We start from the raw sequence: 15,491 nt of genomic DNA on the forward strand, positions 1-15,491 counted from the left end.
GCGCTGGGCTAAGGTGTCTGAACCACCCTGGCCCATCGAGTCCCCATGCGCTTCCTCGCCCGCACGCACCCTCGCCTTTCCGCTGCCGCGTTGCTCGGCCTTGCCGCAGGCCTCCTGGCCCCGGCGGAATCTGTCATCAGCAAAATCCTCATCGGCTGGAACGCCGGGGTCTGGACGTATCTGATCCTCATGCTTTGGCTGACCATCCGCGCCAAAGCGCCGGACGTCAAACGCATTGCCGAAGTCGAGGATGAAAATGCCGGGCTGGTGCTGTTTGTCGTCTGCATTGCCGCCTTGGCCAGCCTCGCCACCATTACCGTCGAGCTGGCCGGCAGCAAGGATCTGGAAACCACCCGCAAACTCCTGCATTACGGGTTTACCGCACTGACGGTCATCGGTTCGTGGCTGCTGATCGGGGTGATTTTCTGCGTGCACTATGCCCGGCTGTTTTACACCTGGGACGGCAAGGAGCCTGCGCTGCGCTTTGCCGAAGGCCTGACGACACCCAACTACTGGGACTTTCTGTACTTCTCGTTCACCATCGGCGTGGCTGTGCAGACGGCAGATGTCGGTGTTGGAACCCGTGAGATACGCAAAATCGTGCTGGCGCAGTCGTTGATCGGGTTTGTGTTCAATACGGCGATTCTGGGGTTCTCAATTAATATTGCTGCTGGTTTGTTCGGCTAATGAAAGTTTCTTTCCAAAATCGATGGCGCACATCCAATCTGTCACGATGTTTGTTTTTTTGATATAGCGGAAATGTATAAGAACCAATCCATACTTTCTTCCACCTGCCTACCTGTCAACTCTGACAGTATACAAAATCAAGTACTCGCGCTTATATAGTCCATCCATGCTTTAGGCTGGATCCGGCTTATGGATTAGTTCCCCCTTAACTCTGGAGAAACATTCATGAATGCGCTAGTAAATCCACAAATCAGAAGCGTCAACTCATTCACCGCAAAAGTACTTCGCAATGGAGACACGGAAGATTTCAACGCGAAATTTTTCACTCTTGAGCTTAAAGATCTACCGGACCTGGGCGGGCGCTATTGGGTGTTTTCTGCCGAATACACCGTAAAAGTAGATGAGAATCGAGTTGACAAAAAAACCATTACCCTTGCCCTTCCAGAAGAATCAAGCTCGGGCGAGTTTTTTATTCCGGACGACCCGAAGGGTCTGCACATCGACTATACCGACACCTCTGACCCAGAGCCGTATATTCATACAGCGACGAAAGGCACGGTGATATTGACACTCGGCTACAAAGGAGATGAATTGAGCAACCTATCAGGCAAGATGGACATCATAGTCAGTGATACGGATGGACAGTCATTCATGATCTCCGGGGATCTGACTTATAGCACTTCTGTCATTTGACCCGTTTCATTGAAAAACAAAAAAGGAAGCAATCGCTTCCTTTTTTTATTCTAGAAACTGTAACTCAACCCTACACTCGCGCCCCATTCCTGGCTGACCGTCTTCCCTTTGCTGGAACTGACTTCGGAGTATACCTGCCAGCTTTTCCGCGCTGGCACCCAGTTGATGCCTGCGCCCAACTCCACGTTTGTGGACGAAAGATCATTAGCAAAGTCGGTTCCATTTACACTGACTTCGTTATTTTTTATAAACTCATGCGCCAAAGCTACCTTTAGCCGAGGCTGCAGTTCTCCGCCGCGATCCAGGCGAATTTGACTACCGACCGATGTCCCTACCTTGCCTACGAATGAGCGTGCGTGATCATTGCTCACTCGCATGCCATTATCAAGCGTGTAGTCCTTGCCCTGCGCAACGGCAGCGGTAATCTGGGTAAAAGGTTCAATAAAAATTCCGTTATCAAACGCAACATATTTACCCACTTCAACAGAGCCGCTCACAGCAAGATTTTTATAGTGTCCTTTGGTGCGAGTTCCATCGCTCATGGTGATTTTGGCACTGTTGTCAAACTGGTTGATCTTGCTCACCGTGTCGACATAATAACCACTTCGAGCATCGTACCAAGTCAGAGAACCACCCGCGTAGTAACTCTCGATTGCAGCAGTGCTCCCCCACTTCAGATCCATATCAGTCTTGCTGTAGCCGCCGAATCCACCAATAAGCCATTGCCCATCACCAAACGGAAATGGCGTGTCGCCCCCCACTGATATCCCACGCTGTTTTTGTGAGAAACCGTCACCATAGGCGTTAGCCACGTTGTACTGGTTCGCATAGCTGCGGATCCATACACCGGAGGGGGATTCGCCAGTGGCCCGCGTCAAGATATTGGGCTCGCTACCACTCAACCGTCGGTCACCAAGACGACTATTCAACGTGGTCATTTCCGAGTACAGGATAGTCGGCGCGGTGCCAGCAATCGCCAGAGCTGCATTGGTACCGGTACTGACGACTTCCTTGTCTGGCGCCAGGTACACCCCGCCATTTTCGCTCAATAGTTTGTAGGTGAAAGTGCCTGCATCTACCGGTCGCCCGTTATACAGGCTGAATGCGGCGTCTCCCGTGTTAACGCTACCGACTTTTACCGTGTTGCCTGTTGCAAATTCAGTTCCGCTCGCGGCAACCCGCAGTTGATGATTACCTGTCGCCGTACCGGTCACATTGAAGAAGTCGCTCTTGTCAGCAGCAAAATCTGCTCTTATATCAAACAGACCATTACCAGACAGGTTGACAATATCCAGCTTTTTGAAATCGCCACCACTACCCAGAACAACATTACCGCCATTGAGGTGCAAAATATTGAGCTGGTTATTACCTGCCATGGTCCACCGGGAGCCGTTGCTGATATCTACGCGCGAAGAATCAACAATATTCCCGTCTATTGCAGAGCCATTATCAATCAGCACTGAGGAACCGCCTGCCACACCACCGACCACATTCCCTTTGAGAGAGCTTTGATTATTCAAGCTGATCACTGCTACGTTATTCAGATCGCCGGTCAACGCACTGGCGTTTTGCAAAGAAATATTGGTGGTTGCTCCGCGTGCCACGACCACATCGCCTTTCAGTACGGCATTGTCAGCAGTAAGATTTACCGTTCCCCCGTTACCCACTTCCAGAAGATTACCATTGCCGCCGGTCAAACTGGCGCCATTGAGTATATGGATATTGGTCGCAATTGGGCGTCCGCTGGGGTCCACGGAGATAGCCGCGCCACTTCCCCCTATTACCTTAGTGCCATCCAGTACAAGTGTATTGGCCCGACTGATAAAGTTATCGCCACTCAGAAGTATGCCGTTAAGCCCGCCTTCTAATCGCCCCCCTTTAGCAAAGACATCTCCACTCGCGAGACGCAGTCCGTAGCCCGTAGAGCTCTGAGACACCAGGTCTGAGTTGCTCATATTGAGTGTAGTTTGTGCGCTGACCACAGCCCCGGCTGTCCCGCCGGTTACAGTAGTACCGGTCAATGAGACCACCGTCGTAAGTGGAGAATTGGGCACGCGAGCAACTTGTAGCCCAGCACCATCACTTGTGATCGTGCTGTTGTTGATCGTTGCCGTCGAGTTGGTGATTGTGACCCCTGGCTGATTTGCTCGAGCAATGACGGTCGCTTTGTCAAGCGTGACAGTGGAACCGTTATTAGCTCTGATATCCTGCAACGTGCCAGTATTGACCAGCAACTGTGCCGCATTCGTAGAAATGTTAAGAGTGGTAGCGTCATTAACCGTTAACGTCGCACCTTGACCAACAATGAAATCCTCCACAGGCGCTCCGTTGCTGATAGCCTCGTCAACAATAATGGGTCGAGCCTCGGCAAAAGATGTAATCACGAGGGAAAGTGCAACAAGGCACAACTTATCTTTGTGAAAAACTGGTACGTCTGTCGAACCAATGTGCGAAGCCATATAAATAACCACTCGGAGGTATCATATTGTTGACCAGGATGACTCACTCATCAGAGCAGTCCGACCCGAAAGCGCACGCAAGACTACAGACCAGCTGCCTACGTTTATGTAGGATTAATCCTCAACTCATGGAGGGAAAATCCGGATCTATCCGGTGACAGATAATGCAAGGAGGCACTTTCATGCCTCCTTGCCATTCATGGAACTCCGTATGCGTTATCTAACCTCGTGACAAAACTCACGATTGCCGTTCACCAGTGAAACCATTTTCACGGTGGCGTTCGAAGTGGTTTTTGTACCGTCTGTCCATTCCACCGAATACTTGAGCGATGCATAAGTAACGGGTGGAGGGGGCGCAGGGAAAGGATCCGGCCGTGTCTGGATAGGTACGATTTTAGTCAGATACTCCGCAATCGACCCAACGATCCCCGTCGTGGCTTCATTACCCGTCACTGGAATAACAACATCCTGGTCCGTACCGGCGATCGGCCCCGTCCCGTCAGCATTATTTGTCCCGACCCAATGCGCAGTGATGCTCTTCAAGCCTGCCAGAACCGGGTCTGCTGCTGTCTTGAATGTGAGAGAAGGGAATTCAGGCTTGTTTCCCCTGACAAATCCAACGGTCGGGCAGTTGATCGTTGTGGTGATATACAACCTATCAATTGCAGGATCTGGTACCTCTTTTTTGACCGTTGTCACGATCACCGTTTCATCGAGTGAGCGTTGCAGGTTGATGCCACCGATATACGAACATTGCCAGTATGTAAGCTTGTCCCCCGCACCACCGCTGACGACCTCTGAAGCCGGCAGCTCACCTTCGTATTGAGTCAATCCATCAGGCGAAAATTCGGCGATCGGCTTCCCGTTGTAATACCAGGTACAAACAACGTTGGGAGGTAATGCGGCGCTGCCGGTCGGCATGGGGATGAGGACCTTCGGATTTGTAACCAGGTCATCTGGCCCAAGGATATTGAGCTGATTGTCGACACCACGCAGTTGTACCTTGGCGAAATTGCGGTTGATCAAGCTGGGTTCTTCCGGGTTCTCACCTGGATAGGACAAATCCAGATCCGGCGTAGCCGGCGGGGAGTCTTTGGTCTGGACACCTCGTATCCAGCTCCATTTGAAAATCAGAGGAATTTCCCGGGCATCCGGGTCTCCCCCCGTTTCAGTGGCATAGATCACCTTAAGATCTGCGTACCTCATTCTGAACACCAACTCATTGTTGGTTCCAAACGCGTCCACCGGCGGAACAAGTTCAAGGGTTTCATAGCCTGCTACGAAGACCGTAGCCTGATCCGTATCTTGAGTATTGAGCGGTCGAGCGACCCTGACGATGATACCGTCTGGCTCGGCATCCTCGGCATCCTTGATATCGATCGTGATATCTCCGGCCTGGCTAGCGGCATCAACCACAGGAGCCGCAGGCTCAGGCAGGGGCACAAACTCGACGATTCGGCTGTTGGCAAGCATATCGAGGCTGCGGTTACCGGGCTTATCCTCATAGGCCATGATCAGCCAACAGGTTCCGTTTTGCAGTTTGCCGATATCTGATGCGGGTATTGAGACTTTTCCGTCCGCAGGCACCGGGTCAACAATCAACGTGGGCTGAAGCTGGCGTGACGGCCGCAAGTTCGGACTCAGATAAATAAAGGCCTTATCCGTCGGCTTGTAGTCCCACTTGGCGTCAGTGACCGGGAGCGTGAATTCCATCCCGGTGGTTGCGATGGTTCCCAGATAAGCGCTATCAATTTTGGCGGTGGGGGGTAACGGAAAGTCGATACGGGTTGGAGGGGCGAGTCGTACATCGCCCTTGTTGTGAAAAGGAGCATAAATATCGACGTAATAATCCGCGATCTCAGAGTATTGCGGGTTGCCATCCAAGGATCCGGAGCTCTGGATTTTCCAGTGTGTGGGCGAATCTGATCCCGGAGCTGGAAGGTCCGTCAATTTGCCCGCAGGTATCGTGACGTTCCACTCGCGCGGGCGGTTTGCAACCGGAGGCGCCGGTTCAGTATGGAAGACTTCCCATGCCCATTCCTCCGGCTTGTCGGGATCATCCACACCGTACTTGAAAGCATAGCCCTCGATCACCACCATATCCCGGTCATTCGGAAACTCCCAGCCGGAAACCCTCAATGTTACAGGTAGGTCCGGCTGGCGAGCGGCTGTCGTGGTTCCTGTTTGCGCCGCAGTACTTTTTAACAACGTGACCGGAACCGTGTCTCCATCCGGCACACCGACGATCACGGGTTTCGGTGAATCCGCCTGTACTCCGCCTGCACTCAGCCTTTTTTGCCTGAGTGCTACGCGAGAGTTTTCGGCAGCCTGTTGAACCGCATTCAATTTCATATCGATTGTCATGTGACAGTTCCTTTCGTCTAGTAGTGATACCCGCACCAACACATTTCATCTATCAACATTCAAAACACGCCATGGTTCAGATCCACAGAAATAACTTTCCCCGGGGATAACACGATCAACTTTCACGAGCCCCGGAACGGACTTGGCAATAAGTGATCCTTTATGATAAATCGAATATACCGCGAGGACTGAGGCGCCATCTTCCAACGGCTCTATAAAATTCTTGAAATCAGTTATTCGAAACTCATAATCGCCAATCACATCCTGCGCTGTCAGTTTTCTAATCACCGTATGCGAAAAAAGCGCAGTACCGGATCCATTCAGTGTTTTATATCCTGTCCACAAAAGATGCAGCTCATCATCTACCTCCCAGGATATTTTTGTGGGCAACGGAATCCGCACAATCACGAGTTCCCAAATAGGTGGGATTGTCAAACAGTTCAAATACCCCCATAAATTCGCAGCCGTAAATAAGGGTTCAGGCAGCAAGACCACGGGCAAACGCCTGACAGTAAGATCCCGGGGATCGGAATAAGCGTGATTACCGGTGGTAACAGTTTCATACGTTAGTCGATACGCTCCATCGATCGAGAAGTACTTCGGATCAATGACCGGACGAAACTCTGGCTGTGTCAGAGGGCTGATATAAGTAGCGTGAAAAACCTCCGTGCCATTCAAATACAGATACAGTTCATTCGGCAATCCGTCAGGGGAAGGTGAATCCCAACGTGGAACAATTACAGTCAATCCATTTTGATGGGCAATATCGAGGATGACCCAGTTCGCATCAACTTCCACGACACCGGGAGGTGCATAGTCCAGTGTGGAGATGGGGTCCGCTGAGACAAGACTGACGACAGTTTTTCCATCACCCGGTGATTTTTTTTTGGACATTGATGCGCGCCTCTACAACGTGAATACAACTTAACGAGATGGAGTTTATTAAGCGCTCATTCGAGAATATCGCCCACTGTCAGATCTGACAGGTATCGCTACCGCCGGTCGGATTTACTCATTGTCCAGAAGTTTTTCAGCTTGACGGGAGTGCTCATAATACTGTTTCCTGAAACCGGTTTCAGACAATAAGAAGACTCAACCGTGAACGATTTCTCCGCCGCCCAGCGCAGCCGCGTCACCATGCTCAACGTCGCCGAACACGCCGGCGTGTCCAAGGCCAGCGTCTCGCGTTTCATCGGCGATGACCGCGCCCTGCTCTCCGATGCCATTGCCCAGCGCATCGAGCAGTCCATTGCCGAACTCGGCTACCGCCCCAATCAAATGGCCCGTGGTTTGAAACGCGGTCGCACCCGCCTGATCGGCATGCTGGTGGCCGATATCCGCAACCCTTATTCGATTGCCGTGATGCACGGGGTGGAAACCGCCTGCCGCCGGCACGGCTACAGCCTGGTGGTGTGTAACACCGACCGCGATGACGAGCAGGAACGCCAACACCTGGCACTGCTGCGCTCGTACAACATCGAAGGACTGATCGTGAACACCCTGGGCCATCACCGGGATGAACTGGACGAGTTGAAGCGGGAAATGCCGCTCGTGCTGGTAGATCGCAAGGTCGAGGGGCTGGACAGCGACATGGTCGGGCTGGACAACCCGCAGGCCATCGAAATGGCGCTGGAACATCTTCAGCAACGCGGCTTTCGCGATGTACTGCTGGTGACTGAGCCCTACGACGGCACCAGTTCGCGGATCGAGCGGGTCAGCAGTTTTCAGCAACAGATTGGCCAACGCAAAGTCATGAATGGCGCGGTGCTGGAAACCGGCCCAGGCCTTGCGAACGATCTTCAAACCTTTTTGAACACACCTGATTCGGGCCCCAAAGCCCTGTTCTGCGCCAATGGCGTGGCGGCGCTGGCTTGCACCCTGGCGTTGCGCGAGATTGGCTGCCGATTGTTCGAGGATGTTGGGCTGATCGCACTGGATGATCTGGATTGGTATCCGTTGGTGGGCAGCGGGATTACTGCACTCGCCCAGCCTACAGAGGAGATTGGTGCGCGGGCGTTTGAGTGTTTGCTCAAGCGGTTGCGTGGGGATGATGAGGCGGCGCGGACACTGGATTTTGCGCCGGTGCTTATTGAGCGCGGTTCGACCCGTGGGTTTTGTGGTGACTGATACGGCCTCTTCGCGGGCAAGCCCGCGAAGAGGCCCGAGAGCGCACTGCACAACTTACTGATTTTTTTTGAACAAAAATGAAACCGGTTTCAGAGGTAGCTAACAATGAATAAACCTGCCATTTCCATCAGCCTCTCCAGCTACGGCGCCGACCTTGTTCGCCGTCGCGGCCAAGGTTCGTTCATCGAGGTGCTGGCCACTGCCGGCGCCAATCGCATCGAATGGCGCGAAGAACTGCTGACCAACGAAGTCCCCGGGCAACTCGCCGCCGCCACGCAAGCTCAAGGCCTGCAAAGCATCTACTCCTCGCCCATCGAACTGTGGTTTGCCGGCCAGTCGCGGCCCAATCCCGAACTCATCACCGCGTTGCAAAACGCCGATGCGTTCGGCTCGAAGTGGCTGAAGGTTTCCCTGGGTTTCTTCACCGACAACAACGATCTGCAACCACTGGCGCAAATCCTTGCGCAAAGCCCGGTGCAACTGCTGGTAGAAAACGATCAGACCCTGCACGGTGGTCGCATCGAACCGCTCCAGCGCTTCTTCGCCGCCGTCGAGCAACACAATCTGCCAATCAAGATGACTTTCGATATTGGCAACTGGCAGTGGCAAGACCAGTCCGCCACCAGCGCCGCACGCCTGCTGGGCCGCCACGTCGGTTACGTGCATTGCAAAGCCGTGGCCCGCCGCGCCGACGGCAAACTGGTAGCGGTGCCACCGGCCGCCACCGACCTGCATCTGTGGGAACAACTGCTGCGGCACATGGCCCAAGGGGTCATGCGCGCCGCCGAATACCCGTTGCAGGGCGATGACCTGGTGCAACTCACCACCGAACACGTCGCCGCCCTCGCCCGCCTCGGCCAATCCCGCCTGGAGCCTGCTCATGTCTGAGATCGATATTCTGTCGTTCGGCGAAACCATGGCGATGTTTGTCGCCGAACAATGCGGTGATCTGGCATTCGTAGACCAGTTCCACAGGCGGATTGCCGGGGCGGACAGCAATGTGGCCATCGGTTTGTCCCGGTTGGGTTTCAACGTTGCGTGGCTGAGTCGGGTCGGTGCCGATTCGCTGGGACGATTTGTCGTCGAGACTCTGGTTCGCGAAGGACTGGATTGCAGCCATGTCGAAGTCGACAACGCGCACCCGACCGGTTTCCAGCTCAAATCCCGCAACGATGACGGCAGCGATCCGACGGTCGAGTACTTCCGTCGCGGCTCGGCGGCCAGTCATCTGTCGCCGCAGTCGATCACCCCGACGCTGTTGAGCGCCCGACATCTGCACGCCACCGGTATTCCGCCGGCGCTCTCGGCCTCGGCCCGGGAAATGTCCCATGAACTGATGACCCGCATGCGCAATGCCGGCCACAGCGTTTCGTTCGACCCGAACCTGCGCCCGAGTCTGTGGGCCAGTAAGCGGGAGATGATCCACGAGATCAATCGCCTCGCCGCCCTCGCCCACTGGGTGTTGCCGGGGTTGAGCGAAGGTCGCTTGCTGACCGGGTTTGAAGACCCGGCAGACATCGCGGCGTTTTATCTCGATCAGGGTGCCGAGGCCGTGGCGATCAAGCTCGGGCCGCAAGGTGCGTACTACCGCACGCATCTGGATCAGGGGTTTGTCGCCGGGGTGCCGGTTGAAACGGTGGTCGATACGGTCGGGGCCGGCGATGGTTTTGCGGTGGGGATGATCAGCGCCCTGCTGGAGCACCTGAGCTTTCCCGAAGCCGTCAGACGCGCCAACTGGATCGGCAGCCGGGCGGTGCAGAGCCGTGGCGACATGGAGGGACTGCCGACCCGATCCGAACTCACCACTGAATTCGAGGCCGCCTTCGCGAGCAAGTCGAATCGTCGCACCGCCGCTCCCACACTGGAATGCGTTCCAAATTTGGGAGCGGGCTTGCTCGCGAATGGGCCCGCATAGTCACTACAAAATCTGAACCCTGCTGCGACAAAAACAACAAGCTCAGGAGCAAGACCATGAAAACCGCAACCCTCGCCACCCGCCGCTGGTGGTACATCATGCCGATCGTGTTCATCACCTACAGCCTGGCGTATCTGGATCGCGCCAACTACGGATTCGCCGCCGCTTCCGGAATGGCTGAAGACCTGATGATCACGCCGGGCCTGTCCTCGCTGCTCGGCGCGCTGTTCTTCCTCGGTTACTTTTTCTTCCAGGTGCCCGGAGCGATCTACGCGCAGAAGCACAGCGTCAAGAAGTTGATCTTCGTCAGCCTGATCCTCTGGGGCGGGCTCGCCACGCTGACCGGTGTGGTCTCCAACGCCTATTGGCTGATCGTCATCCGCTTCATGCTCGGTGTGGTCGAAGCGGCGGTGATGCCGGCGATGCTAGTGTACCTGTGCCACTGGTTCACCCGCGCCGAACGCTCCCGGGCCAACACCTTCCTGATCCTCGGCAACCCGGTAACGATGCTGTGGATGTCGGTGGTTTCGGGGTATCTGGTGCAGCATTTCAGCTGGCGCTGGATGTTCATCATCGAAGGTCTGCCGGCGGTGCTCTGGGCCTTTATCTGGTGGAAGCTTGCGGATGATCGTCCCGCACAGGCCAAGTGGCTCAGCGACCGGGAAAAGCACGATCTGGAAAGCGCGCTCGCCGCCGAACAGGTCGGGATCAAAGCGGTGAAGAACTACGCCGAAGCCTTCCGTTCGCCGAAGGTGATCATCCTGGCGCTGCAGTTTTTCTGCTGGAGCATCGGCGTCTACGGCTTCGTGCTGTGGCTGCCGTCGATCCTCAAGGCCGGTGCGCAGATGGACATGATCGAGGCCGGCTGGCTGTCGGCGTTGCCTTATCTCGCGGCAGTGATCGGCATGCTGCTGGTGTCGTGGGGCTCGGACAAACTGCAAAAGCGCAAACGCTTCGTCTGGCCGCCGCTACTGATTGCCTCGGTGGCGTTCTACGGCTCCTACGCGTTGGGCGCCGAGCATTTCTGGTGGTCGTACACGCTGCTGGTGATCGCCGGCGCCTGCATGTACGCGCCGTACGGGCCGTTCTTCGCCATCGTTCCGGAGATCCTGCCGGCCAACGTTGCCGGTGGCGCCATGGCGCTGATCAACAGCATGGGCGCCCTCGGTTCTTTTGGCGGCTCCTATCTGGTCGGTTACCTCAACAGCTCCACCGGTTCGCCCGGCGCTTCGTATCTGTTGATGAGCGGCGCGCTGATGCTCTCGGTGGTGCTGACGTTTTTTCTCAAGCCCGGCGCGAGCGACCGGGTGACGGCCAAGCGTGTCGCACCGCGTCCGCTGCCGGCCCACTCCTGAATTGATAGAGAGATGACTGCGATGAAAAAGCAGGTTGTGCTGTACAAAAAACTGTCGCCGGCGTTGATGGCGCGCCTTGAGGAACAGGTCGATGTGACGCTGATCGACAGCCTCGACGCCGACGGTCTGATGAAACTGCGCGACGCCCTTCCCGCCGCCCACGGCCTGCTCGGCGCGAGCCTGAAACTGGACGCGACGCTGCTTGATCTGGCGCCGCAGCTCGAAGCGATTTCCAGCGTCTCGGTGGGCGTCGACAACTACGACATCGACTACCTGACCCGGCGCAAGGTCATGCTGACCAACACCCCGGACGTGCTCACCGAAACCACCGCCGACACCGGTTTCGCACTGATCCTGGCCACAGCCCGGCGCGTGGTGGAACTGGCGAACATGGTGCGCGGCGGCCACTGGCACCGCAGCATCGGCCCGGCGCATTTCGGCACCGATGTGCACGGCAAGACCCTGGGTATCATCGGCATGGGGCGAATTGGCGAGGCGTTGGCCCAGCGCGGGCATTTCGGGTTCGGAATGCCGGTGATCTATCACAGTCAGTCGCGCAAACCGGCGGTCGAAGAGCGTTTTGATGCGCAGTACCGCAGTCTTGAGGACTTATTGCAGCAGGCGGATTTCATCTGTCTGACGCTGCCACTGACCGCGCAGACTGAAGGTTTGATTGGCGCGGAACAGTTTGCGTTGATGCGTCCGGAGAGCATCTTCATCAACATCTCACGGGGCAAGGTCGTGGATGAGGCGGCTCTGATTGACACCTTGCGCCATAACCGGATTCGCGCAGCGGGGCTGGATGTGTTCGAGCGCGAGCCACTGAATCATGACTCGCCGTTGCTGCAGTTGAACAACGTGGTGGCGACACCGCACATGGGTTCGGCGACCCACGAGACCCGCGAAGCGATGGCGCGGTGTGCGGTGGAGAATCTGTTGGCGGCGCTGGCGGGAGAAAGCCCCGCCAATCTGGTGAACCCTCTCTGATCGAAATCAGGCGCTGCGCACTTGCAGAAGCTGCGCAGCACACAAGGCAATCCGCGAACACGCATCCGCCAGTTTCACCCGATCCACCACCAGCCCGATGCGAATATGCCCCGCTGCACTGGGACCGAACGCTTCACCGGCCAGCACCGACACCCCATACCCCTCCAGCAGCCGCTCGGCAAAATCCTGTGCCCCGAGCCCGGTCTGGCGCACATCGACCATCACGAACATCCCGCCATCCGGCTTGATCGGGTACAACCCCGGACAACCGCGCAAGCGCTCGCACACCAGATCCCGACGCAACCGGTATTCCTCGCGCATCTGCGTCACTTCCGGCAGATCTTTCTCCAGTGCGATCTGCGCCGCTTTCTGCACAAAGTCCGGCAGACCGAACAGCATGCTCAACGACAGATTCACCAGATGTTCGGCCAACGGTTTCGGCCCGATCATCCAGCCAATCCGCCACCCGGTCATCGCGTGAGACTTCGACAGGCTATTGATGGTCGCGGTGCGCTCGGCCATGCCCGGCAGGCTCGCCGGGCTGACGTGCTCGCCTTCGTATAACAATTCGCTGTAGACCTCATCGCTGATCAGCCACAAATCATGGCGGATGCACAACGCCGCCAGTTCCTGCCAGATCAGCAGCGACAGACTGGCGCCGGACGGGTTGTTGGGGCTGTTGAGCAGCATGGCCCGAGTCTTCGGGGTGATTCGCGCGGCGACATCCACCGGATCGACGCGAAAGCCGTTTTCCGGGCGCACCGGCACCGGCACCACGGTTGCGCCGCAGGCACCAAACACCCCTTCGTAGGTCACGTACATCGGCTCGGCGACGATGACTTCATCGCCAGGATCCAGCAGACATTGCGCCACCGAATACACCGCGCATTGCGCGCCCGGCAACACAATCACATGGTCAGCGTCCACGTCCTGGCCGCATTTTCGCCGATGGCGCTCGGCGATCCTTTTGCGCAGTTCTTGGCGGCCACGCACTTCGGAATAATGGGTATCGCCGGCCAGCAGGCTGCCGATGGCGCCGTGGATGATCGGCAGCGGCGTATCGAAATCCGGATCACCCACGGACAGCAGCAACACATCAATGCCTTCGGCGCGTAACTCCAGCGCTCGGTCGTGAATCCGCCAGGCCGCTGCTCCCTCCCCGGCGATTCGTTGGGTCAAGGCTGAATAGCGCATGTACGTCTCCTGATTGCGCGGTCTCCAGCCTTCACCCTAGGTCAAATCACAAACCGCGCCACCATCGCATTCAAATCCACCGCCAGACGCGACAGTTCGTGTGTCGCGGCGCTGGTTTGGTTCGCGCCAGCGGCCGATTGGGTGGCCAGGTCACGGATGTTCACCAGGTTGCGGTCGACTTCACGGGACACCTGCGCCTGCTCTTCAGACGCACTGGCGATCACCAGATTGCGCTCGTTGATCTGGTGAATCGATTGAGTGATCTGCTCCAGCGCGACACCGGCGGCGCGGGCCATTTCCAGGGTGGTCTGGGTGCGCTGGTTGCTTTGCTGCATCGACTCCACCGCTTCGCCGGTGCCGTTCTGGATGCCGGCGACCATTTTTTCGATTTCCTGGGTCGATTGCGCGGTGCGATGGGCCAGGGCACGAACCTCGTCCGCCACCACGGCGAAACCACGCCCGGCTTCACCGGCACGGGCCGCTTCGATGGCAGCGTTGAGCGCGAGCAGGTTGGTTTGTTCGGCAATGGCGCGGATCACGTCCAGCACCTTGCCGATGTCGCGGCCCTGAGCGGCCAGGCCTTCGATCATCTGCGCGGTGTTCTGCACGTCGTGGGTCATGGTCTGGATTGCATCGACGGTTTTCACCACCTGGTCGCGACCTTCACGGGCGGCGTGGGTCGACTGGTTCGAGGCTTCGGAGGTCGACACCGCGTTGCGCGCGACCTCTTCCACCGCAGCGGTCATTTCGTTGACAGCGGTGGCGGCCTGTTCGATTTCGTCGTTCTGCTGCTGCAGACCACGGGAGGCTTCTTCGGTCACCGCGCTGAGCTCTTCAGCAGCGGCACCGAGTTGCGTGGCGGAGCCGGCAATCTGTTCGATGGTCTTGCGCAGGTTGGTCTGCATCGCGGCCAGCGCTTCAAGCAGGCGTGCCGGTTCATCCTTGCCGTCGACTTCGATGGCTTTGGTCAGGTTGCCACCCGCGATGGTTTGCGCGGCAGCGACGGCGCGGTTCAACGGGGTGACAATGCTGCGGGTCAGCAGCCAGGCCAGCAGCACGGTCAGCAACGCGGCAATCACGGCCACCACGATGATCCCGGTGATCGCGCCGCTGTACTGGTCACCGGCCCGGGACGACGCGGTTTTCGCATCCGCCGAGTTGATCGCGATCAGTTGGTTGAGCTGTTCGCCCATCTTGTCGGTGCCGTCCTTGATCTTCGTGTTGATCAGGGTACGCATCTCGTCGAGCTTGTCCTGACGCGACAAATCCATCATCTGGTTCTGGGCTTGCAGGTAGTTGTCGAGGGTCGTCGAAAACGTCTGATACAGCGCGCGTTCTTCCGAACCGGCCGGCAGTGCCGCGTAACTGGCCTGGGCAGCGCGCACCTTGTCCACCAGCACTCCGATGCGGGTCTGGGCTTCCTGGAGACCGGCCGGTTCGCGGTTGACCAGAATGCGGAACGAGAGGATACGCAGGCGCAGGACGTTTTCCGTGACCACGGCAAGTTGAGTGACGCTTGGCAATTGCGTCGACTCCATCTCCAGCGACGCCTGGCGGATGATCGACATGCGATTGACGGCAAACACGCCGAGCACGATCACCAGCAGGGCAATGAAGGCAAAACCAAGGAAGGCACGGGGCGCGATATTCAGATTACGCAAGGACATAGGAAGACTCTCGGATAATTGAAACTACGAGCGTCCATGCCGT

The 15,491-nt window shown here is 56.9% G+C and carries 12 protein-coding genes; 7 read left to right on the forward strand and 5 right to left on the reverse strand.

Going from position 1 to position 15,491, the window contains the following annotated elements; all coding sequences use genetic code 11:
* The first annotated feature begins 45 nt into the window (after positions 1-45).
* Positions 46-687, forward strand: a complete 642-nt coding sequence (locus KJY40_RS15785; protein WP_230731071.1) for a DUF1345 domain-containing protein — start codon at positions 46-48, stop codon at positions 685-687.
* 225 nt (positions 688-912) lie between these two features.
* Complete coding sequence (locus KJY40_RS15790) at positions 913-1,380, forward strand: hypothetical protein (RefSeq protein WP_230731072.1); 468 nt, start codon at positions 913-915, stop codon at positions 1,378-1,380.
* A gap of 50 nt (positions 1,381-1,430) precedes the next feature.
* Here the strand turns inward: KJY40_RS15790 and KJY40_RS15795 are convergent, their stop codons facing one another.
* The 3 genes from KJY40_RS15795 to KJY40_RS15805 form a co-directional block, all read right to left on the reverse strand.
* Positions 1,431-3,839 carry an autotransporter outer membrane beta-barrel domain-containing protein gene (locus tag KJY40_RS15795; protein WP_230731073.1) on the reverse strand — a complete coding sequence of 803 codons (2,409 nt, stop codon included), beginning with the start codon at positions 3,837-3,839 and terminating at the stop codon, positions 1,431-1,433.
* Between the two features lie 216 nt (positions 3,840-4,055).
* Positions 4,056-6,203, reverse strand: coding sequence for a hypothetical protein (locus KJY40_RS15800; RefSeq protein ID WP_230731074.1), 2,148 nt, complete (start codon positions 6,201-6,203; stop codon positions 4,056-4,058).
* 45 nt (positions 6,204-6,248) lie between these two features.
* Positions 6,249-7,097 (reverse strand): hypothetical protein, encoded by an 849-nt coding sequence (locus tag KJY40_RS15805; protein ID WP_230731075.1) that lies wholly within the window; start codon positions 7,095-7,097, stop codon positions 6,249-6,251.
* Positions 7,098-7,301: 204 nt separating this feature from the next.
* On the opposite strand from KJY40_RS15805, the gene KJY40_RS15810 reads away from it, so the two are divergent.
* The 5 genes from KJY40_RS15810 to KJY40_RS15830 all read left to right on the forward strand — a co-directional run bounded on the left by KJY40_RS15810 (position 7,302) and on the right by KJY40_RS15830 (position 12,587).
* Positions 7,302-8,330 (forward strand): LacI family DNA-binding transcriptional regulator, encoded by a 1,029-nt coding sequence (locus KJY40_RS15810; protein ID WP_321576972.1) that lies wholly within the window; start codon positions 7,302-7,304, stop codon positions 8,328-8,330.
* Positions 8,331-8,435: 105 nt separating this feature from the next.
* Entirely contained in the window at positions 8,436-9,218 is a 783-nt protein-coding gene (locus KJY40_RS15815; protein ID WP_230731076.1) for a sugar phosphate isomerase/epimerase family protein, read from the forward strand.
* Entirely contained in the window at positions 9,211-10,245 is a 1,035-nt protein-coding gene (locus KJY40_RS15820) for a sugar kinase (protein ID WP_230731077.1), read from the forward strand. Before KJY40_RS15815 ends, KJY40_RS15820 begins: the two co-directional genes overlap by 8 nt.
* A 56-nt stretch (positions 10,246-10,301) precedes the next feature.
* Positions 10,302-11,600, forward strand: a complete 1,299-nt coding sequence (locus KJY40_RS15825) for an MFS transporter (protein ID WP_230731079.1) — start codon at positions 10,302-10,304, stop codon at positions 11,598-11,600.
* A gap of 21 nt (positions 11,601-11,621) precedes the next feature.
* Positions 11,622-12,587, forward strand: a complete 966-nt coding sequence (locus KJY40_RS15830; protein WP_230731080.1) for a 2-hydroxyacid dehydrogenase — start codon at positions 11,622-11,624, stop codon at positions 12,585-12,587.
* Positions 12,588-12,593: 6 nt separating this feature from the next.
* Here the strand turns inward: KJY40_RS15830 and KJY40_RS15835 are convergent, their stop codons facing one another.
* The gene (locus KJY40_RS15835; RefSeq protein ID WP_230731081.1) at positions 12,594-13,781 is read right to left on the reverse strand and encodes a pyridoxal phosphate-dependent aminotransferase; all 1,188 of its coding nucleotides are present in this window, start codon (positions 13,779-13,781) and stop codon (positions 12,594-12,596) included.
* A 41-nt stretch (positions 13,782-13,822) separates the two neighbouring features.
* A complete protein-coding gene (locus KJY40_RS15840; protein ID WP_230731082.1) occupies positions 13,823-15,448 on the reverse strand; it encodes a methyl-accepting chemotaxis protein in 1,626 nt (541 codons plus the stop codon).
* Positions 15,449-15,491: the final 43 nt, after the last annotated feature.

This window comes from Pseudomonas fitomaticsae (genome assembly GCF_021018765.1).
Taxonomy (GTDB): Bacteria; Pseudomonadota; Gammaproteobacteria; order Pseudomonadales; family Pseudomonadaceae; genus Aquipseudomonas; species Aquipseudomonas fitomaticsae.